Origin of the sequence: Curtobacterium sp. MCPF17_021, assembly GCF_003234605.2 — a bacterium.
GTDB classification, from domain to species: Bacteria; Actinomycetota; Actinomycetes; order Actinomycetales; family Microbacteriaceae; genus Curtobacterium; species Curtobacterium flaccumfaciens.
Genome location: NZ_CP126252.1, coordinates 2,942,329 through 2,962,248 on the forward strand (window position 1 = coordinate 2,942,329; position 19,920 = coordinate 2,962,248).

Annotated in this window: 17 protein-coding genes; 14 read left to right on the forward strand and 3 right to left on the reverse strand. The window is 71.8% G+C overall.

The window, feature by feature from the left end; translation table 11 throughout:
- Positions 1-12: 12 nt before the first annotated feature.
- Positions 13-951 (reverse strand): class A beta-lactamase, encoded by a 939-nt coding sequence (gene bla, locus DEJ29_RS13820; RefSeq protein ID WP_181438265.1) that lies wholly within the window; start codon positions 949-951, stop codon positions 13-15.
- Between the two features lie 60 nt (positions 952-1,011).
- Here bla and DEJ29_RS13825 point away from each other — a divergent pair, with 60 nt between their 5' ends.
- The gene (locus tag DEJ29_RS13825) at positions 1,012-1,569 is read left to right on the forward strand and encodes a GNAT family N-acetyltransferase (RefSeq protein WP_111095741.1); all 558 of its coding nucleotides are present in this window, start codon (positions 1,012-1,014) and stop codon (positions 1,567-1,569) included.
- Positions 1,570-1,729: 160 nt separating this feature from the next.
- Here DEJ29_RS13825 and DEJ29_RS13830 read toward each other — a convergent pair whose 3' ends face one another.
- Positions 1,730-3,211, reverse strand: a complete 1,482-nt coding sequence (locus DEJ29_RS13830) for a mannitol dehydrogenase family protein (protein ID WP_111095742.1) — start codon at positions 3,209-3,211, stop codon at positions 1,730-1,732.
- Positions 3,212-3,372: 161 nt separating this feature from the next.
- Here DEJ29_RS13830 and DEJ29_RS13835 point away from each other — a divergent pair, with 161 nt between their 5' ends.
- The 5 genes from DEJ29_RS13835 to DEJ29_RS13855 all read left to right on the forward strand — a co-directional run bounded on the left by DEJ29_RS13835 (position 3,373) and on the right by DEJ29_RS13855 (position 8,812).
- Positions 3,373-4,011, forward strand: a complete 639-nt coding sequence (locus DEJ29_RS13835) for a TetR/AcrR family transcriptional regulator (RefSeq protein ID WP_027466131.1) — start codon at positions 3,373-3,375, stop codon at positions 4,009-4,011.
- A gap of 86 nt (positions 4,012-4,097) precedes the next feature.
- Positions 4,098-6,749 carry an MMPL family transporter gene (locus DEJ29_RS13840; RefSeq protein WP_111095743.1) on the forward strand — a complete coding sequence of 884 codons (2,652 nt, stop codon included), beginning with the start codon at positions 4,098-4,100 and terminating at the stop codon, positions 6,747-6,749.
- A gap of 196 nt (positions 6,750-6,945) precedes the next feature.
- The gene (locus DEJ29_RS13845; protein WP_017888357.1) at positions 6,946-7,389 is read left to right on the forward strand and encodes a MarR family winged helix-turn-helix transcriptional regulator; all 444 of its coding nucleotides are present in this window, start codon (positions 6,946-6,948) and stop codon (positions 7,387-7,389) included.
- 51 nt (positions 7,390-7,440) lie between these two features.
- On the forward strand, positions 7,441-7,653 hold the full coding sequence (locus DEJ29_RS13850; protein ID WP_027466129.1) for a hypothetical protein: 213 nt from the start codon (positions 7,441-7,443) through the stop codon (positions 7,651-7,653).
- Between the two features lie 64 nt (positions 7,654-7,717).
- A complete protein-coding gene (locus DEJ29_RS13855; protein WP_111095744.1) occupies positions 7,718-8,812 on the forward strand; it encodes an alkene reductase in 1,095 nt (364 codons plus the stop codon).
- 94 nt (positions 8,813-8,906) lie between these two features.
- Here DEJ29_RS13855 and DEJ29_RS13860 read toward each other — a convergent pair whose 3' ends face one another.
- Positions 8,907-9,989 carry a hypothetical protein gene (locus DEJ29_RS13860; RefSeq protein ID WP_111095745.1) on the reverse strand — a complete coding sequence of 361 codons (1,083 nt, stop codon included), beginning with the start codon at positions 9,987-9,989 and terminating at the stop codon, positions 8,907-8,909.
- An 81-nt stretch (positions 9,990-10,070) separates the two neighbouring features.
- On the opposite strand from DEJ29_RS13860, the gene DEJ29_RS13865 reads away from it, so the two are divergent.
- The 8 genes from DEJ29_RS13865 to aroQ all read left to right on the forward strand — a co-directional run bounded on the left by DEJ29_RS13865 (position 10,071) and on the right by aroQ (position 19,837).
- The gene (locus DEJ29_RS13865; protein ID WP_111095746.1) at positions 10,071-12,185 is read left to right on the forward strand and encodes an acyltransferase family protein; all 2,115 of its coding nucleotides are present in this window, start codon (positions 10,071-10,073) and stop codon (positions 12,183-12,185) included.
- 91 nt (positions 12,186-12,276) lie between these two features.
- A complete protein-coding gene (locus DEJ29_RS13870; RefSeq protein WP_111095747.1) occupies positions 12,277-13,041 on the forward strand; it encodes an ABC transporter ATP-binding protein in 765 nt (254 codons plus the stop codon).
- Entirely contained in the window at positions 13,038-14,978 is a 1,941-nt protein-coding gene (locus tag DEJ29_RS13875) for an ABC transporter permease (protein ID WP_146248395.1), read from the forward strand. Before DEJ29_RS13870 ends, DEJ29_RS13875 begins: the two co-directional genes overlap by 4 nt.
- 4 nt (positions 14,979-14,982) lie before the next feature.
- Positions 14,983-16,335 (forward strand): sensor histidine kinase, encoded by a 1,353-nt coding sequence (locus DEJ29_RS13880; protein ID WP_181422743.1) that lies wholly within the window; start codon positions 14,983-14,985, stop codon positions 16,333-16,335.
- The gene (locus DEJ29_RS13885; RefSeq protein ID WP_258370895.1) at positions 16,332-17,012 is read left to right on the forward strand and encodes a response regulator transcription factor; all 681 of its coding nucleotides are present in this window, start codon (positions 16,332-16,334) and stop codon (positions 17,010-17,012) included. Before DEJ29_RS13880 ends, DEJ29_RS13885 begins: the two co-directional genes overlap by 4 nt.
- A gap of 226 nt (positions 17,013-17,238) precedes the next feature.
- Positions 17,239-18,909, forward strand: coding sequence for a glycoside hydrolase domain-containing protein (locus DEJ29_RS13890; protein WP_181438266.1), 1,671 nt, complete (start codon positions 17,239-17,241; stop codon positions 18,907-18,909).
- Positions 18,910-18,938: 29 nt separating this feature from the next.
- Positions 18,939-19,160, forward strand: coding sequence for a hypothetical protein (locus DEJ29_RS13895; RefSeq protein ID WP_111095751.1), 222 nt, complete (start codon positions 18,939-18,941; stop codon positions 19,158-19,160).
- Positions 19,157-19,837, forward strand: a complete 681-nt coding sequence (aroQ, locus tag DEJ29_RS13900) for a gamma subclass chorismate mutase AroQ (protein WP_258376010.1) — start codon at positions 19,157-19,159, stop codon at positions 19,835-19,837. The genes DEJ29_RS13895 and aroQ overlap by 4 nt, the downstream gene beginning before the upstream one ends.
- The last annotated feature ends 83 nt before the right edge of the window (positions 19,838-19,920 follow it).

The window sequence follows — 19,920 nt, forward strand, 5'->3', positions numbered from 1 at the left end:
GACGCGCGCGACTCAGTCGCTCAGCCCGGCGACCGCGGCACGGGTCGCCGCGGCGACGAGCGCGTCCGACGGCTCCGCACCGGGATCGGCCCGGCTCGTCATCACGACGAGCACGATGGGCGCCCGCCCCGGCGGCGTCACGACCGCGATGTCGTTCCGGACCCCGTAGGACGCCGTGCCGGTCTTGTCGGCCACCCGCCACGACGGGTCCACCCCGGCACGGATCGTCGCGTCCCCGGTCGTGTTGCCGAGCATCGCCTCGCGCAGCACCCGACGGTCGGCAGCGTCGAGGGCGTCTCCGAGCAGCACCGTCCGGAGGTCCGCAGCGAACCGCTCCGGCGTCGTCGTGTCCCGTCGGTCACCCGGGATCGCCTGGTTCAGGTCGGGTTCGACCCGGTCGACGCTCGTCGTCCGGTCCCCGATGCCGCGCAGCCACCGCTCGACCGCGTTCGGCCCGCCCAGCCGTTCCACCAGCAGGTTCGCCGCGGTGTTGTCGCTGGAGCGGAGCGCCGCATCGACGAGCTCGCGCACCGTCATCCCGGTGTCGACGTGCTCGCGCGTCACGGGCGCGTACTCGAGCAGGTCGCCGCGGTCGTAGTGCACGACGATCGCCAGGTCGGCGTCGGACGAGGCGTCGAGGACCGCCGCCGCGATGAACACCTTGACCGTCGACGCGAAGGCGAACCGCTCCCCCGCACGGTGCACGATCGTCCGACCGCTCCCGGTGTCGACGGCGGCAATCCCGAGCCGTGCGTCGTACCGCCGCTCCAGCGCCGCGAAGGCCCGCGCGGTGGCGGGGTCGGTCGCCGGGTCGGTCGACGGCGCCACCGAAGCCGACCCAGACGCAGCGGCAGGAGCAGACGACGTCGGCCCGGTCGTGTCACCACCCGGCACACCGGAGCACCCCACCAGCCCGACCAGCACCAACGCCGTCAGAGCAGCGGCCGTCATCCTCGTCCCACCTCGCACGCCCCGAGCCTGCCCGAGGACCGTGCAACTACCCTGAGCGGCATGCCAGCTCCCGCCGTCCGCCTCACCCGCCTGGACCCCACCGGCACCGACCGCCAGGAGTTGCTCGCGTTCCTGACGTCCGAGGAGTTCCCGTTCCACGTCCGACGGCGCATCAGCGCGGCCGACGCGGCGAGCGCCGTCGACTCCGGTGCCTACCGCGACGACGAGCACGACACCTCCTGGCTCGACCACGACGAGCACGGGCGCATCGGACTGGTCCGCCTCGAGGACCTGGCGGACCCCGTCCCCCTGTTCGACCTGCGCCTGGCCGGTCGCTTCCGGGGTCGGGGCCTCGGCGTCCCCGCCCTGCGTGCGGTGACCGACCACGTGTTCACGACGATGCCGGCGATCACGCGCTTCGAGGGCCAGACCCGCGAGGACAACACCGCCATGCGCCGGGTCTTCGTCCGCGCCGGGTGGGTGCAGGAGGCCCACTACCGCGAGGCGTGGCCCGTCGACGGCGGCCCGGCCGTCGGGTCGGTCGGTTACGGCGTGCTGCGCCGCGACTGGGAGACGGGCGAGACCACCCCGGTGCCGTGGGACGACGTCGCGCGGTGAGCGGCTGATGGTTCTGGTTCACGATCCTCGGGGTTCGCGAACCGGAACCGTCATCGCGCGGACAGGAACCGCCGTCCCGCGCCCGTCACGTGGGCAGCAGGCGGACGGGAGGCCCCTGGCGGCGCCGCCACGGGCCTCCCGTCCGTCGGTCGGTCGCGTCTCAGGACCGTGACAGGCGCTCCACGGTGGCGTGCGCGCCGTCCGCGATGAGCCCGTCCAGGGCGTCGCGGTACGCGGCGACGAACCGTTCGTCGTCGACCAGGTCGCCGAAGACCTGGCGGTTCGCGATGAAGGCGAGGCGGTCGTCGCGCTGGGTCAGGGCGATGCGGTGCAGGGGCTCGGCGAGCCGGTCGACGATCTCGATGGGTTCACCGGACTCGTCGGTGCCCTCGTCGTAGCGGGCCCACGACGCGACGATGCCGGCGGACAGTGTGACGGGCCGACCGGCCGCCAGGTTCTCGCGCACGACGGGGAGCAGCCACTTCGGGATCCGGTCGCTCGACTCGGCGCAGAGCCGGGCGAGGGTGTCGCGCACCTCGGGGTTCTGGAAGCGCTCGATCAGGGTCGACTTGTAGTCCTCCAGGTCGATGCCGGGCACCGGGTGCAGCGTCGGCGTGCCCTCGTCGTCCATGTAGCGGCGCAGGAAGGTCGCGATCGCCGGGTCCTGCGTGGCCTCGTGCGCGTAGCGGTACCCCGACAGGTACCCGAAGTAGCAGAGCCCCTGGTGGCTGGCGTTGAGGAGCCGGAGCTTCATGAGTTCGTACGGCTCGACGTCGTCGACGAGCTGGACGTCGACGTCCCCGTAGGGCGGTCGGCCGGCGGGGTGGTCGTCCTCGAGCACCCACTGGAAGAACGGTTCGGCGACGACGGGCCAGGCGTCGTCGATGCCGAGCTCGTCGCGGACCCAGGCGCGGTCCTCGTCGGCGGTGACCGGGGTGATGCGGTCGACCATCGAGTTCGGGAACGCCACGTGCTCGTCCATCCAGTCCGCGAAGGCCGGGTCCTGCAGCCGGGCGTAGGCGGTGAACATCGACCGGGCGACGTGCCCGTTGCCCTGGATGTTGTCGCAGGACATCACGGTGAACGGGTCGAGGCCGCGGTCCCGTCGGCGGCGCAGTGCCTCGACCACCAGGCCGAACACCGTGCGGGGCGGGCCGTCACCGCGCAGGTCGGCCGCGACGACGGGCTCGTCGGCGACGAACTCGCCGGTGACGTGGTCGAAGTTGTAGCCGCCCTCGGTGATGGTCAGGCTGACGATCCTGGTGTCCGGGTGCGCCATCTTCTCGACGACCGCGTCCGGATCGTCGACGGCGAGCAGGTACTCGACGATGCTGCCGACGACGCGTGACTCACGGGTGCCGTCCGGGTGCTTGAGGACGAGCGTGTACAGGCCGCCCTGCTCGGCCATCGCGGTCGCCATCCGACGGTCCTGCTCGAGCACGCCGACGCCGCAGATGCCGTACTCGCGGGCCTCGCCGCACTGCAGGAGCCGGTCGATCACCATCGCCTGGTGCGCGCGGTGGAACCCGCCGACGCCGAAGTGGACGATGCCGGCGGTGATGCCGTCGCGGTCGTAGGTGGGCACGGCGACACCGCTCGCGGCGATCTCGTCGAGGGTCTCCGGGGACAGGCGGACGGGCATCGGTACTCCTTCGTACGGCAGCGGTTCGTCCCGCCAGTCTGGCACCCGGTACCTCCGACTGAACAGCGGTGCAGCACAGACGTTCTGCACCGGGGGACGAACCTGGGGATGCACTCAACCTCGTTGCACCGAGTGCATCGATGCACCTAGTGTTCGATCTCGTGACCATCGCGACCGACCGCCGTGCTGCCCTCAAGGCGAAGCACCGTGCGGCGATCCTGCAGGCCGCTCGCGACCTGATCGACGAGCGCGGCGGCCGCGACTTCAGCGTGGACGACCTCGCCGCCCGGGCCGACATCGCCCGGCGCACCGTGTTCAACCACTTCGCCTCGCTCGACGAGGTCCTGCTGGCCGTCTGCGAGCAGGAGCTGTCCGTCATCATCGACCGGTTCCTCGCCGACATGGCCCGGACCCCGGTGGGCGACGGCAGCCGGGCCTCGATGTTCGACGAGCTCGAGTCCGCCGCCCGCGGTGCCGACCTGGCTCCGGCGATCGCGAGCATGTACCGGATCCTCGGCGACCCCGGCAAGGACGACCCGAAGGCCGCGGTGCTGACCCAGACGGCGTTCTCGCGGGTGACCGAACGGCTCCGGCACGAGGTCGCCCGGCGCTACCCGGCCGCCGATCCCCTCGACGCCGCACTGCTCGTCGAGTCGCTCATGAGCGGCATCGTCGTGATCGCGGAGCACTGGCTGGCGACGTCCGGCCCCGAGCTCGACCAGCCGGCGCTCGACGCGTGGGACGACCTGCTCGCACGACTCGTGCACAGCGTCCGCAGCGGCTACATGGCCGACGACTGACACCGCTCCACCTCCTCATCCCCCAGGGGTCCACCGGCGCACCCCGCACCACCAGCACCTGACACGAAAGGACCGCAGGCAACCGCATGGCCGGTCTCCTCTACCGTCTCGGACGGTTCTCCGCACGACGCCACTGGCTCGTGATCATCACCTGGGTCGTGATCATGGCCGTCGCGGGCGTCACGTACACGCTCTTCGCCGGGACGATCTCGTCGTCGATCACGATCCCGAACACCAAGACCAGTCAGGTGCAGGACCAGCTCGCCGACAAGTTCCCGTCGGCGAACGGCGGCAACGGCACGATCGTCTTCGAGACGAAGGACGGCAAGGCGTTCTCGTCGTCGCAGCAGTCCGAGATCGACGACTTCCTGACCAGCCTCGAGAAGCTCGACGGCGTCAAGGGCACGACGAGCGGCTTCGACACCCAGCAGCAGCTCGACGACCAGCGGCAGAAGATCGTCGACGGCCGTGACCAGATCGAGTCCGGTCGCGCGAAGATCGAGACCGGCCAGGACCAGCTCGACACCCAGAAGGCGCAGCTCGAGTCCGGCAAGCAGAAGATCGAGGACGCCCAGGCGCAGCTCGACGCCCAGAAGGCCCAGGCGCAGGCGGCCGGTGGCGCAGCCGTCCCCGCCGCACAGGCGCAGGCAGCGGCCGCCCAGCTCCAGCAGGCGCAGGCGCAGATCGACGCCCAGCAGGCCCAGATCGACGCCGGTGAGCAGCAGATCGCCGACGCCCAGAAGACGATCGACACGAACAAGCAGAAGCTCGACGACAACGAGCAGGAGCTCGAACAGGGCTCGGACCTGCTCGACCTGTCGAAGGACATCCGCTTCGTGTCGGACAACGGCAGCGCCGCGATCGGCACCGTGCAGTTCACGACATCGACCTACGAGGTCCCCGCGGACACGAAGACCGCCATCGCGGACGACGCCGAGTCGGCCGACATCCAGGGCGTCAACGTGTACGTCTCGAACGACATCGCACAGGGTGTGCCGTCGATCCTCGGCCCGGGTGAGATCGGCGGTGTCATCATCGCCGCGATCGTGCTGCTCCTGATGCTCCGCACGGTCATCGGCGCCGCGGTCCCGCTCGTCAGCGCCGTCCTCGGCGTCGGCGTCGCCTCGCTCGCCGCCCTGTCGTTCTCGAGCGTCGTCGAGTTCATCTCCGTCACGCCCGTGCTGGGGGTGATGCTGGGACTGGCGGTCGGCATCGACTACTCGCTGTTCATCCTGAACCGGCACCGGACCCAGCTGAAGCAGGGCATGCAGGTGCACGAGTCGATCGGGCTCGCCAACGGCACCTCGGGCAACGCCGTGGTGTTCGCCGGTGCGACGGTCATCGTCGCGCTGCTCGCGCTGAACATCACCGGCATCCCGTTCCTCGGCCTGATGGGCACGGTCGGTGCGGTCGCGGTGCTCTTCGCGATCCTCATCGCGACGTCCTTCACCCCGGCCCTGCTGTCGCTCATCGGCATGCGGATCCTGCGCAAGAAGGAGCGCGCGAAGATCGGCAACACCGACTCCACACGCATCCCGAACAAGCCGATGTCGAGCTGGCGCGCGGTCATCACGCTCATCCTCGGCGTCGCGGTGCTCGGCACCATCGCCCTACCCGCGACCCAGATGCGCCTCGGCCTGCCGAGCGGTTCGTCCGAGGCCGTGGAGTCGAGCCAGTACAAGGCCTACAAGACGCTCGAGAAGGAGTTCGGCGCCGGTCAGAACGGCCCGCTGCTCGTCGTGGCGACCCTGCCGGAGTCGATCAGCAAGAGCGACGTCACCGCGACCGAGGTCACCATCGGCCAGGCGATCGCGAAGAACGACGACGTGAAGGCCGTGCTGCCAATCGGCGCCTCGAAGGACCGCGACATCATCGCGTTCCAGGTGAAGCCCGCCGGTGGCCCGGACAGCGTCTCCACCGAGAACGTCGTGAAGGACCTGCGCGAGCAGACCGTCTCCACCGACGACGGCAAGGTCACCCTCGGCGTCGCCGGCAACGCGTCGGCGAACATCGACGTGTCCGAGAAGCTCTCGAACGTGCTGCCGCTCTACCTCGTGGTGGTCGTCGGGCTGTCGCTGATCATCCTGATCATCGTGTTCCGGTCGTTCCTCGTGCCGATCACCGCCACCGTCGGGTTCATCCTGTCCGTGCTGGCGTCGTTCGGTGGGCTGACCGCGATCTACCAGTTCGGCTGGCTCGGCTCGGTCTTCGGTGTGCACGACCCGGCACCGATCCTGAGCTTCCTGCCCATCATCGAGATCGGCATCCTGTTCGGTCTGGCGATGGACTACCAGCTGTTCCTGGTGTCCGGCATGCGTGAGGCCTACGCCCACGGCGCGAGCGCGAAGGTGGCCGTCCAGCGCGGTCTGCACGCGGGTCGCGCGGTGGTCACGGCGGCGGCGATCATCATGATCTCCGTGTTCGCGGGCTTCATCTTCTCGGACTCGTCCACCATCAAGCCGATCGGCTTCGGGCTGGCGTTCGGTGTGCTGATCGACGCCTTCGTCGTCCGGATGCTGCTCATCCCGTCGGCGATGCACCTGCTCGGCAAGAGCGCCTGGTGGTTCCCGAAGTGGCTCGACCGGATCGTGCCGGACGTCGACGTGGAGGGCGCGAAGCTCGAGCGCACCCACCCGGTCGCCGGCCACGAGGAAACGCACACCGGCACCCACGCGCTCCCCGTGGAGCCGGACGCGAACGCGCACGACTCGGGCCACCCGCCCGCGCACCGCGCGTAGTCGGCGCACCCGGTCTGGAGGCCCGGGCCGACCCACACGGGTCGGCCCGGGCCTCCAGGCCGTTGCGCCCACCGCCCCGGGTCGCGAGCACGCATGTTCCGACGTTCCACGCGTCGAACGACGGGTGGAACGTCGGAAGACGCGTGTGCAGACGATGCATCGACTCTTTCGTGCACGAACGAAGTACCCTGAAGGCATGACCCAGACCGCTCCGGACCCGCTCGCGCTCGACCGGCAGCTCTGCTTCGCACTCGCGGCGACGAGCCGCAGCGTCATCGGGCTGTACCGCGACCTGCTCGAGCCGATGGGCCTGACGCACCCGCAGTACCTCGTGATGCTCGCCCTGTGGGAGCGGGACCCGCGGTCGGTGCGCGAGATCGCCGGCGAGCTGCGACTCGACTCCGCGACGCTGAGCCCGCTGCTCAAGCGGCTCGAGGCCTCCGGCTACGTCCGCCGCACCCGCAGCGCCGCCGACGAACGACAGCTCGAGGTGTCCCTGACGACCGCCGGGCACGCCCTGCGCGACCGGGCGCAGGCGGTGCCGCTCGCCGTCGCCGACCGGCTCGGGTGGCCACTCGCCCGACTCGAGTCCCTGAAGGACGAGCTGACGGAGCTGCTGGAGCGCGTCGACCAGGTGTGATCCACGGCCATCAGTGCCATAATGATTCGTGCACGAACGAAAGGATGCACCGTGGGACGCTTCGGCCAGTGGTACGAACGGTGGAACACGACGCTCATCAACAAGATGGGCCCCTCGCAGATCGGCGCCGGTCGCCCCGAGGGCATCGACGACCGGACGATCGACCGGGGCTGCCCCCTCTGCGGCAAGCCCCTCTCCCAGCACCAGGTGATCCGGCCCGAAGGCCAGGTGCGCTCGTCGACGCTGGTGTGCCCGCGCGACTGACCGCGCTGTCTGAAGAAGTGCTCCGAGGCGGAATTGCATCGGACAACTCGTCGTTCGCCCTGACGTGAAGCTCTTCGAACCCGCCTCCATCGGCGCCCTGTCCCTGTCGAACCGCATCGTCATGGCCCCGCTCACGCGCACCCGCGCCGGCGAGCACGGCGTCCCGAACGACCTGCTGGTCGAGCACTACCGGCAGCGCGCCGGCCTCGGCATGATCATCACCGAGGGCACCTGGCCCGTGCAGGAGGGCCGCTCCTACCCCGGGCAGCCCGGCATCGAGACCGACGACCAGATCGCCGGCTGGCGCCGCGTGACCGACGCCGTGCACGCCGCCGGCGGCACGATCGTCATGCAGCTCATGCACGGTGGCCGCGTCTCGCACACCGACATCTCGCAGACCCCGCGCATCGTCGCCCCGTCCGCCATCGCCGCCCCCGGGCAGACGCACCTGGCCGACGGCTCGAAGGCCGACATGCCCGTCCCGCACGAGCTGACCACCGCCGAGGTGCAGGAGGCCGTGCAGGGCTTCGTGCAGGCCGCCCGCAACGCGATCGCCGCCGGGCTCGACGGCGTCGAGGTCCACGGCGCCAACGGCTACCTGGTGCACGAGTTCATGTCGCCGGTGTCGAACACCCGCACCGACCAGTACGGCGGCTCCCCGGAGAACCGCGCACGCTTCGCGGTCGAGGTCACCACCGCCATCGCCGAGGCCATCGGTGCCGACCGCACCGGCATCCGCCTGTCGCCCGAGCACGGGATCCAGGGCGTCATCGAGGACGACGCGGACGACGTCCGCGCCACCTACACCGCCGTCGCCGAGGGCCTCGCGCCGCTCGGCCTCGCCTTCGTCGACGTCCTGCACGCCGAGCCGACCGGTGACCTGGTGCAGCACGTCCGCCGTACCGCGGGCGCACCGTTCATCGTGAACTCGGGCTTCTCGTCGCTCACCACACGCGACGAGGCCATCGCGATCGTCGACGGCGACCACGCCGACGCCGTCGCCGTGGGCCGCGCCGCGATCGCCAACCCGGACCTCGCGCACCGTTGGGAGCACGACGCCGAGCTCAACGAGCCGCGTCCGGAGCTCTTCTACGGCGCGACCGCCGAGGGCTACACCGACTACCCGTCGCTGGCCGAGGCGCGCGCGACCGTCGCGTAGTCGACGCACCGACAAGTCAGACGGGAGGCCCGTGGCGACACCGCCACGGGCCTCCCGTCCGTACCGGGGCCACGTCGCAGGCGGGCGCCGACGGTCAGCGGTCGAGGACCGACATCGACCCGACCACCGCGACGGCCAACGGTCCGCTGTAGGACACGCAGACGACGCCCATCCACACGGCTCCCGCCCACGTCGCCCGCAGACGGCTCTTCCGCCGGTCGCGGAGCACCAGGCGACGCCCCGCGGCGGCGATCGCGTCGGCGTGCCCGTCCTCGAGCAGCGAGCGGTCGTCCTGGTACCGGGCGGCGGCGCGGACGACACGGGGCACGACCTCGCCCAGGACTGCCTCGACCTGCACCCACGGCGCAGGGCGCGACCAGTCCGCGGTCCCCGGCGCCGAGAAGACCAGCCGGTCGTCGACCATCTCGACGTTCCAGCCGGCCGCGTGGTCGACGAGCGCCGCCATCACGTCAGGGGTGAGGACGTACAGCGCGTCCTGGCCGTAGTCCTCCGGCGCCCACACCCGGAAGTGCCGGTCGAAGTCGCCTTCCAGGGACATCCGCTGCCGGTGGCGGAGCACCACCGGCAGGTCGCTGCGACGACCATCGTTCGCCGTGGCGTCGAGGAGCAGGTGCGGCAACGTGCCGGGCAGCCGGACGGTCAGGTACGTCCAGTCCCGCGAGACCATCCAGCGCCGCAGGACGCAGCCGAACTCGACGTCCGAGACGCCGTCGACGTGCACGGGTTCGGTGCCGAACCGGGGGTGGACGCGGATGCCGGAGTAGCGCGGGGTGATCGTCGAGTCGAGCGGCTTCGGACGGACCGGGCGCGCCGGGTACCCACTGGCGTCACCCGTCAGCACTGCCCGGGCCTCGTCCGGACGCAGGGTCCGAGGTCGTTCGCCCCGGACCAGGAGCACGACGAGCCCGACCACACCGGCGACGAGCGCCACGAACCAGGCCGCCCAGCGGACGACGTCACCGACACCCGCGCCGTTGTGGACGAGCCCGGTGCCCCAGATCACGAGCGCGGACGCGAGCCACGCGAGCGGGACCTCGATCGCCAGGAGCAGCGCGTTCCACCACCACGGGGCCGGTCGCGGGCGGCGCATCCGCGGTCGTCGCGCCGCCTCCGCCGCGAACTCGTCGTCGGACGCGGTCAACCAGCGCAGATCCATCGGCCCCCCTCTCGAGAAGGATCGTAGCGTCCGCGTCGAGAACGCCCGGCGGAGCCGTCCACGTCTCCTAGGATCGACGCAGTGAGTACAGCAACGCCGGGCGAGCGGGGCCCCGCGCACCGAGCGCGCGACACCACGCGGTGGGACATCCAGGGCCTCCGCGCGTTCGCCGTCCTCGCGGTCGTCGTCTACCACCTGTGGCCGGGCGCCCTGCACGGCGGGTTCGTCGGCGTCGACGTCTTCTTCGTGATCTCCGGCTTCCTGATCACCGGGCTGCTGCTGCGGGAACAGCTCGCGACGGGCACGATCCGGCTCGGACGGTTCTGGTCGCGCCGGGCCAAACGCCTGCTGCCGGCCGCGTTCCTCACCATCGTCGTCACGGGCATCGCGGTGCTCGTCGCCGTGCCGAGCGCGCTGTGGGGACAGTACGGGCGTGAGCTGATCGCCTCGACGGTGTACCTGCAGAACTGGGAGCTCGCGGCGAACGCCGTCGACTACCTGGCGTCGGCCGACGCCCCCTCACCGTTCCAGCACTTCTGGTCGCTGTCGGTCGAGGAGCAGTTCTACATCCTCCTGCCGCTCCTGCTGCTCGGCGTCGGGGCGCTCGCACGCCGTCGGTTCACGCCGCTGGTGACCGCGCGGCTGCTGCTCGGCAGCGTCGTCGTGCTGTCCCTCGTGTGGAGCATCGTGCAGACCGCCACCGACCCCGGCGTCGCCTACTTCTCCACCGGCACCCGCGCGTGGGAGTTCGCACTCGGCGGTCTCGTCGCCACCGTGCACCTGCCCGAGGTCCGCACCGAGGTCGCCCGACGGGTCCGCCTGGTCGCCACCGGCATCGGCGTCGTGGCCCTCGCACTGTCCCTCGTCGTGATCACCCCGGAGACGGCGTTCCCCGGGATCGCGGCGCTGCTGCCGGTCGCCGGTGCGGCACTCGTGCTGCTGTTCGGCGCGGGGACCGAGTTCGAGGATGTCGGGGCACTCCGGCCCGTGGCCTTCTTCGGACGGATCTCGTACGCGCTCTACCTCTGGCACTGGCCGCTCGTCGTCATCCTGCCGATCATGCTGGGCCGTCCGCTCGACTGGGCGACGAGCTCGGCGGTGCTGCTCGTCGCGATCGGTCTGGCCACCGTGACGACGATCTGGTTCGAGGAACCGGTCCGGTTCTCGACGTGGCTGCGGGACCTGCAGCCCCGGGGCGTCGTCTCGCTCGCCGTCATCTGCAGCTTCACCGTCGTGACGCTCGGGGCCGCCACCCTGACGGCCGTCTACGTGCAGGAGGTCAACGCGACCACGGTCACGAAGCAGGTCACCGCCGAGCAGGAGGACGACGACGAGTCCTGCTTCGGTGCCGCCGCGCGCATCGGCTTCGCCGACCCCTGTGTCGACCCCGAACTCGCCGACGTCCGTGTGCCCGCTCCGGCCGTGGCCAAGGACGACGACGACAACCGCGCGGAGTGCTGGAGCGGCACGTTCCGGCCCTGCGTCCTCGGCAAGGCGAGCGGCTGGTCGAAGCACCTCATCGTCATCGGCGACTCGCACAGCAACGCACTGATCGGTGCGTACGAGAAGATCGCCGACGACAACGGCTGGCGGATCGACCTGGCCGGCGCCGGCGGCTGTTACCTCACCACCGCACAGCAGGACTCGCTGAGCCCCTCGTCGATGCGGGGCTGCAACTCGTGGAAGCACGCCGCCATCGACTACGTCCGCGAGCACCGCGACGCCGACGCCCTGGTCGTCACCCACTCCACCACGCAGATGCCGGTCAGCCTGCCGCCCGGACCGGCCCGCGACACGGCCACCCGCAACGGCCTGGTCGACGCGTGGCAGCAGGCGGCCGGCGACGAGCTGCCCGTCATCGCCGTCCGCGACAACCCGGTGCCCCGGCCGGACGTCGTCGCCTGCCTGAGCACGATGTCCGGGCCGACGACGGACGCCTGCGACCGGTCGCGCTCCGAAGCACTCGGCACCACGGACTCGTCGGTCGAGGCCGTCGCCGCGTTCCGGGCAGCCGGCGGCAAGGCAGCGTCGATCGACCTGAGCCGCTACTACTGCACCGAGACCACGTGCCCGGCGGTCGTCGGGGGCGTCCTGGTCTACCGGGACAGCACACACATCACGGCGACGTGGGCCTCGTCGCTCGAGCCGTTCCTGGAGCGGGCGCTGCAGGGGCGGTTGGCGGCGTTCGACCGCTGAGGCCCCGGGCCCCGACCCCCTGGCTGTCCAGGGGGTCGTGCCTCCGGGCGGCACGCTGTTCGCGGGAGGTCCTGACCGATGGGATCGATGCATGACATCAGCCATCGCGAACCACCCCCTCGTCACGACCGACACCGCCCTCGCCCTGCAGGGTGTCGGTCGGACGCACGGGACCGGCGACGCCAGCATCACGGCGCTGCAGGACGTCACACTGCGGCTCCCGGTGGGCACCTGGACGGCGATCATGGGACCGTCCGGGTCCGGCAAGTCGACGCTCCTGCAGATCGCAGCCGGGCTCGACCAGGCAGACACGGGTCGCGTGGTCCTCGGGGGCGCCGACATCACCGAGGCGACCGACCGGGAACGGACCGAGTTGCGGCGCAACCGGATCGGGTTCGTGTTCCAGACCTTCAACCTGATCGCGTCCCTCACCGCCGAGCAGAACGTCGCGTTGCCGCTCGAACTCGCCGGCGCGCACCCCTCACGCGCGATGATCCGCGCCGCGCTCGACCGCGTCGGCCTCGGCGACCGTGCGCGCCATCGGCCACGCGAACTCTCCGGAGGGCAGCAGCAGCGCGTCGCCATCGCCCGCGCCGTGATCACCGCTCCCGAGGTGCTCTTCGCCGACGAGCCCACCGGGGCACTGGACTCGCACGCGGCACGCGTGATCCTCGCCATGATGCGCGAGATGACCGATGCCGGACAGAGCATCCTCATGGTCACCCACGACCCGGCTGCCGCCGCAGCGGCCGACACCACCGTGTTCCTGCGCGACGGCCGGCTCGTCGACTCGCTGGTCGGGGCCGACGCGGCGACCATCGCCAACCGCCTCGTCGCCATGGAGACGGCCCGATGAGGCGGGTGGCCCTCCGCGGGTTCGCTGACCGCTGGCCGACGTACTCCGGGGCGATCGCGACGGTCGCACTCGGCGTCGGGCTCGTGCAGGCGTCCCTCCTGCTGCTGCTCTCCGTCCTCGGCACCGGGCCGGCGGACGGCGCGGACGCGCTCGCCACGGCCTCCTTCGAGGGCAACCGGATCGTCGCCGTGACCGTCGTGTCGGTCACCCTCGGCTTCGCCGCGTTCCTCGCGGTCTTCATCATCGCCTCGACGTTCGCGTTCTCGGTCACCGAACGCCGCCGGGACCTCGCGCTCCTGCGCATCGTCGGGGCCGACGTCGGTCAGGTTCGGCGCATGCTGCACGGTGAAGCACTGGTCCTCGGCCTGGTCGGCGCCGTCCTCGGGATCCCGGCAGGCGTCGCCCTGCTGCACCTGCAGACCCGGATGCTCGTCGACGCCGGCTTCGTCGACCACGGGTTCGCCCCGGTCTGGCAGGGGTGGGCGGTTCCTGCCTCCCTCGCGGTCGGGATCGGCCTCGCCTCCGCCGGTGTGGGGGTCGCTGCACGACGCGCAGCCCGGATCGACCCACTCGACGCGATCCGGGCCGTCGGCACCGCGGCGCGTCCGATGACCCGCGCCCGGTGGATCACCGGCGCCGGGCTCGCCGCCGCGACCGTCGCCCTCGTGGCCCTGGCGCCTGCGGGCGGGCTCGCCGGGGCACAGGCCATGGCGATGTCGGCGGGCATCACGGCCGCCCTCGCGGTCACCGCCGCGGCTCCCGCGCTCGTACCGCTGGCAGCAGCCGTGCTGCCGCGCCCCCGTGCGGTGGTGGGGGTCCTGGCCGCAGCGAACCTCCGCGACGCCCGGACCCGGTCGGCCTCCACGGCGGCGCCGCTCGTCGTGCTGCTCGCGCTCGTGCTGAGCCAGCCGATCGCCATGCTGTCGTTCGCCGACGCAGCGACCGCACAGGTCGCCCGCGGGACGCACGCCGACCTGGTGCTGCAGAGCACCGGTCCGCTCGCCGCCGACCCCTCGACACTGGACGGTGTGGCGAACGCGTCCACCGAGTGGATCGTGCCCGTCCGGGTCCAGCCGTCCGGCTCGTCCGTGGCGGGGATGCCGGAGGAACTCGCGGGGACAGCGCTCCCGGTGACGACCGAGGCGCTCGTGGTCGATCCCGACGCCTTCGCAGGGGCGCACCCGAACGCCCGGGGGGCGATGCGGGCCCTGCACGGCGCCGACACCGTCGCACCCGGCCCGGGTGCTGTCGGCCTCGGGCTCGGGGCCGCCGGGACCGTCAGCATCGGTGACGAGGACCTCGGCTCGGTCCGGTTCCGCACGCCGGTGCCCGCGGACAGCGCCGGTCAGGTCGGCATCGTGGTTCCCCGCACCCTCGTGCCGGCCGAGATCCTGGCCGGGAGCCCGGCGACCACGTTCGTCTCGGTGCACCCCGGCGACGACCCGCGCGCCGTCGCGGCCGCGCTCGCACAGCTGGGGACCGTCACCGACCTGCGCACCTGGGTCAACCAGGCAGGCGCAGCCGGGCAGGACCAGAACGCCCGGGTGATGGTCGTCGTCATGGCCGTCGGTGCGCTGTACGCGGTGATCGGCGTGCTCAACGCCGTGGCGATGGCGGCTTCCGGGCGACGGCACGAGTTCGCGGTCGCACGCGCCAGTGGGATGACCCGCGGGCAGGTCCTCACGGCCGCGACACTCGAGACGCTCCTGGTCGCGGGAGCAGCAGTGGGACTGGCGGTGGTGGCGACCGCCGCGACGGTGTCCGCCGTCCTGCTGGGCACGACCCACGGCACGGGGCACGCGGTCCTGCACGTCCCCTGGTCGCTCGTGGTGCCGGTCGTGATCGGCGGCCTCGTACTGACCGGTGTCGCCGGGTTGCTCGCGGCGTTCGCGGCGACGACCGAGCGCCCCGCGGCGCTCGTCATGGCGCGAGGATGAGACCGTGAACGATCGACAGCGGCGGGACGCCGACGAACGGCGCAGGACCCCGAGACGGGCCTGGTACCTCCTGACGGCGTTGCCGACGGACCTCGTCGGGTTCGTCCTCGTCGTCCCGCTGCTGTGCCTCGGGCTCGGACTGAGCGTCGTCTGGGTCGGGCTGCCGGTCCTCGTGCTGACGCTCCGCCTCGGCCGGGTGCTCGGCACGCACGCACGTCGGCGGGCCGCTCCGATCGGGTCGCTCCCGGCATCCGCGGACTGGCAGCTGCACACCGCCTGGCCGCAGCGAGCCGGCGGGAACCCGTCCGGCCCGCGGTTCTGGGCACCGCTCGGCGACACCCGGTACTGGGCGCACACCGCGCACGCCGTGGCCAGTTTCCCCGTGTCGGTCGCGACCTGGGTCGCGCTGGTGTCCTGGGGAGCGACCGCCCTGGGAGCCGTCACGTACCCGGCGTGGAGCTGGGCGGTGACCCCGGCGGACGACGTCTGGCTCGCCCGGACGGCAGCGTTGGTGGGCGAGACCGGCCACTGGAGTGGTCAGGTCCTCCGCCCCGTCGTCATGGTCGTCGCCGGTCTCGTCCTCGCCGCGGTGTTCCCCCGGGTCGCGCGCCTGCTCACCGTCCCGCACCTGCTGCTCGCCCGGCTCCTGCTCGGCGAACAGCAGAACGCCCGACTCCTGCAGGGGGCGCAGCGTGCCGAAGCCGGCCGCCGAGCCGCGCTCCTCGCCGAGGACGCGTCCCTGCGGCGGCTCGAACGCGACATCCACGACGGCCCGCAGCAGCAGCTCCTCCGACTGCAGTACGACCTCGCCATCGCCCTCCGGCGCCTCCCCACGGACGTCCGCGCCGCGGAGCTGTTGGTGGAGGAGTCCCTGCACCGCTCGAAGACCGTGCTCGAGACCATCCGCAATCTCTCCCGTGGACTGGCACCGCCCATCCTGCAGGACCGTGGTCTCGCCGCGGCGGTCCACGCCCTGGCCGGCGACAGCCTCGTGCCGGCAACCGTCGAGACCCGACTCGACGATGCCGGGCCCGGACTCACAGCGGTCGAGCGGAGTGCCTACGCGATCCTGTCCGAACTGCTCGCGAACGTCGCGAAGCACGCGGATGCCACGTCGGTGCGGGTCCGCGCGGTGGCCGCCGGGGACGGGGTCCTCGAACTCGAGGTCTGCGACGACGGCCGCGGTGGGGCGCGGCTCGACGACGGACACGGGCTCGCCGGCCTCCGCGACCGAGTCCAGGGGCTGCAGGGCATCCTGACGATCACGAGCCCGTCGGGCGGCCCCACACGGGTGCACGTCAGCATCCCCGTCCCCGCCGACGAGCAGGACCGGGAAGCCCGTACGCTGGCGTCGTGACCACCGATCGACACGCGCCCGCCGGAGCGTTGCGCGTGGTCCTCGCCGAGGACTCGGTGCTGCTCCGCGAGGGCACCGCCCGCCTGCTCGAGGAAGCCGGGTCCACCGTCGTCGGTGCGTACGGCGACGCGGCTTCCCTGCTCGACGACCTGACCTCCACCCGGCCGGACGTCGCCGTCCTCGACGTCCGGATGCCGCCGACGTTCCGCGACGAGGGGGTGCGGGCGGCCGTGCGGATCCGCACGGAACACCCCGGGGTGGCCGTGTTGCTGCTCAGCCAGTACGCCGAGCTCGACTACGCCAGAGAACTCCTCGCCACCGGGGAGCACCACGTCGGGTACCTCCTGAAGGACCGCATCTCGTCGATCGACGACCTGCGCGACGACGTCGCACGCGTCGCACGCGGCGGCCTCGTCCTGGACCCGCAGATCGTCCAGCGGCTGTTCACACGGCGGACCGACCCCATCGAGCGGCTCACACCGCGCGAACGGGACGTGCTCCGACTCATCGCGGAGGGGCAGACGAACCAGGCGATCGCGGACCGGCTCCGTCTCGCGGTCGCATCGGTCGAGAAGCACATCGGTTCGATCTTCGCGAAGCTGGACCTCGAACCCACGCCGGACGCCCATCGCCGGGTGCTCGCGGTACTCGCGTGGCTCCGCGCCGGCGGGGTGTGAGCCGGTGTTCGTGACGGCCCGGATCGACGGCTGCACGGCGTGGACGCGGCTGCTCGTGGTCGCACCGGGCGTCGTGGACTGAGCGCTTCATCAGACGATCGTCTGCCGAATTGCAGGACCGTCCCAAGTTGAGGGACGAAGTTGCTCGGACCATGCCGCGGCCGTCAGCATCGCACAACGCGATCGATGGCCAGCGGACGCTCGAGGCAACTGAAGGGGCACCTCCGTGCACATCTCCCGCCGAACTGCGCTCATCGGCATCACCGCCACCGTCCCGCTCGTCACGACCGCACTCGCGGCCCCGGCCGACGCGGCCACTCCCTCCGGCTCGGCCGGCTCCTCCGGCACCACCGGCACCAGCGGTTCCTCCGGCTCCGCCGACTCGGGCGTGCTCGCCGTGCAGCGCTGGCTCAACACGACCTTCGGGCATCTGCACGGGTGGGTGCACGTGGACGAGGACGGACTGACCGGCAGCGGTACCGTGCTCGGGATCGTGCAGGCCACCCAGTCGCTGCTCGGCATCTCCCCCGTCGTCGCGACGTTCGGGCCGACGACACGGCGGAAGCTCGAACAGCACGGCGACGTGGGTGCCGAGACGGGCGCCGACGCCGCGACCTGGCGCCGGCTCGTCCAGGCCGGGCTCGTCTGCAAGGGCGCCTCGACCGTCTCACTCACGGGTGAGTACGACGCGGCCACCGTCGCGGCCGTGCAGGCGCTCCGGTCCGACCTGGGTGCCGAGCCCGGCGGGCTGCCGCTGTCACCCCACCTGTTCGGCGCGCTCCTGACCGTCGACCCGGTCAAGCTCGCCTCCGGCGGGTCCCGAGCGGTCCGTGCCGTCCAGCAGTACCTCAACCGCACCTACGCCGAGGCGACCGGCGGCGCGTACGGCAGCACGAGCGGAGTCGTCGACACCAGCACGTACTCGGCGGCGATCCGCGCGGTGCAGGTCGCGGTGGGCGTCACGGTCGACGGCGCCTGGGGACCGGGGACGGCTGCTGCGCTCCGTGCCGCGGGGCCGAGCGTCGTCGGGGTCGGGTCCACCGGCACTTGGGTGCTGCTCGTCAAGGCGCTCCTGGTGCTGAACGGCGAGCGCGTCGTGTTCAGCAGCGCCTACTCGGCGGCGGACGCCGCAGTGGTCCGTGCGTTCCAGCAGTTCCAGGCGTTCCCGCCCGCCGAGCAGACCGGGACCTGCGACGCGGGCACGTGGGCAGCACTGGCGGCGAGCACGGGTGACCCGGACCGCGCCACGACCGGTGCCGACACCGCGGTGCGCCTCGACGACGCCCGCGCGGCAGCCGTCCGGGCGTCCGGTGCCACCAGCGTCGGCCGGTACCTCACGAACCACCAGCGTTCCGGGGCGCTCGACAAGGCCCTGACCCCCGACGAACTCCGCGTGATGGCGAGCGCCGGGCTCGGGCTGTGGCCGATCTTCGAGGAGGGCGGGTTCGCTGCCTCGTGGTTCACGGAGGAGCAGGGTGTCCGCGACGCCCACCGTGCCCACGACGCGGCCCGGAAGCTCGGGATCCCGAAGCAGACCACCGTCTACTTCGCCGCCGACTTCGACTCGACCTCGGCGCAGGACGAGTCACTCGTGATCCCGTACTTCCGTGGCGTCGCCGCCGGCCTGCGGGACCGGGGCAACCTGTACAAGGCGGGCGTCTACGGGTCCCGCGCCACGTGCACCGCGGTGAGCAGCGCCGGACTCGCGCACTTCTCGTTCGTCGCCGGGATGTCGCCGGCATGGGCGGGCAACCAGCTCGAACCCCTGCCGGGCAACTGGTCGCTCAACCAGATCCAGAACCGCACGGTCGGATCGGGCAACGGGTCCACCGAGATCGACGCCGTGGTGGACTCCGGGCGCGACCCGGGCGTCCCCGCAGCTCGGCTGGCCGGCTGACCGGCCGCTGGGACGGATCGAGCACCGCCGTGACCACCACGATCCCGCGTGACGACGAGCCGCAGGCCGCGTTCCCGCACCGCGCCACGTACGTCTTCTCGAACTTCGAGGAGGCGATCTCGATGGACTGCTACTGCGACGAGGGCGCCGACCACTTCGGCGTCTACCCGTTCTACGACGAGGTCATCAAACCGATCATCGACGATCTGACCCGACGCGTCCGGCGCCGGTCCGGGAAGGAAACCCCGTGAACACCGCACACCACACCACCCCGACCACCGTCCGGCACCGCACCCGCCGGACCGCCGCGACGGCCCTGGCCTTCGGGCTGCTCGCGGCGGGCATCGCCCTGCCGACCTCGGCGGCGAACGCCGATCCACTGCCCACGTCCGCCGAACCGACGGGTTCCACGATGACCATCTCCCACGACGGTTCCCGTCCCGCGGCGTCGACGGCGGAGCTCGACACCATCGGCACGCTCATCCTCCGACGGCTCGAGCTCGCCGACCCGGTGGCGGAATCGAAGTGGCTCAGCGGCAAGCCGGTCGCCGATCCGGTGCGCGAACAGGCCGTCGTCGACGAAGCGGTGACCCTGGCAGAGCAGCAGGGCGTCGACCCCGTCCTGGTGACCCGGGTGATCCGCGCGCAGATCTCGGCGAGCAAGGTCGTCCAGCGCGGCCTCATCAACCACTGGACGCACAACCCGTGGACCGCACCCACGACAGCCCCGGATCTGACGACCATCCGCCCCCAGCTCGACGCCATCGACACGGACCTGGTGACCGCGCTCGGCCAGGCCCAGACCGTCGCCCAGGACCACCGGTGCACACACCTGGTGGACGCGGAGCGGAAGCACCTCGACGTCGGACTCGACTCGCTGCACCGGAAGGGGATCGACGTGGCCTGGCACACGTTCTGCGCCGCCTGACGCGGGCAGGGGACGGGCCGTCATCATGAGCGGCCCTAGGATGTGGTGTTCACTGATCGCTCAGCTCCGGGCGAGGAAGGACA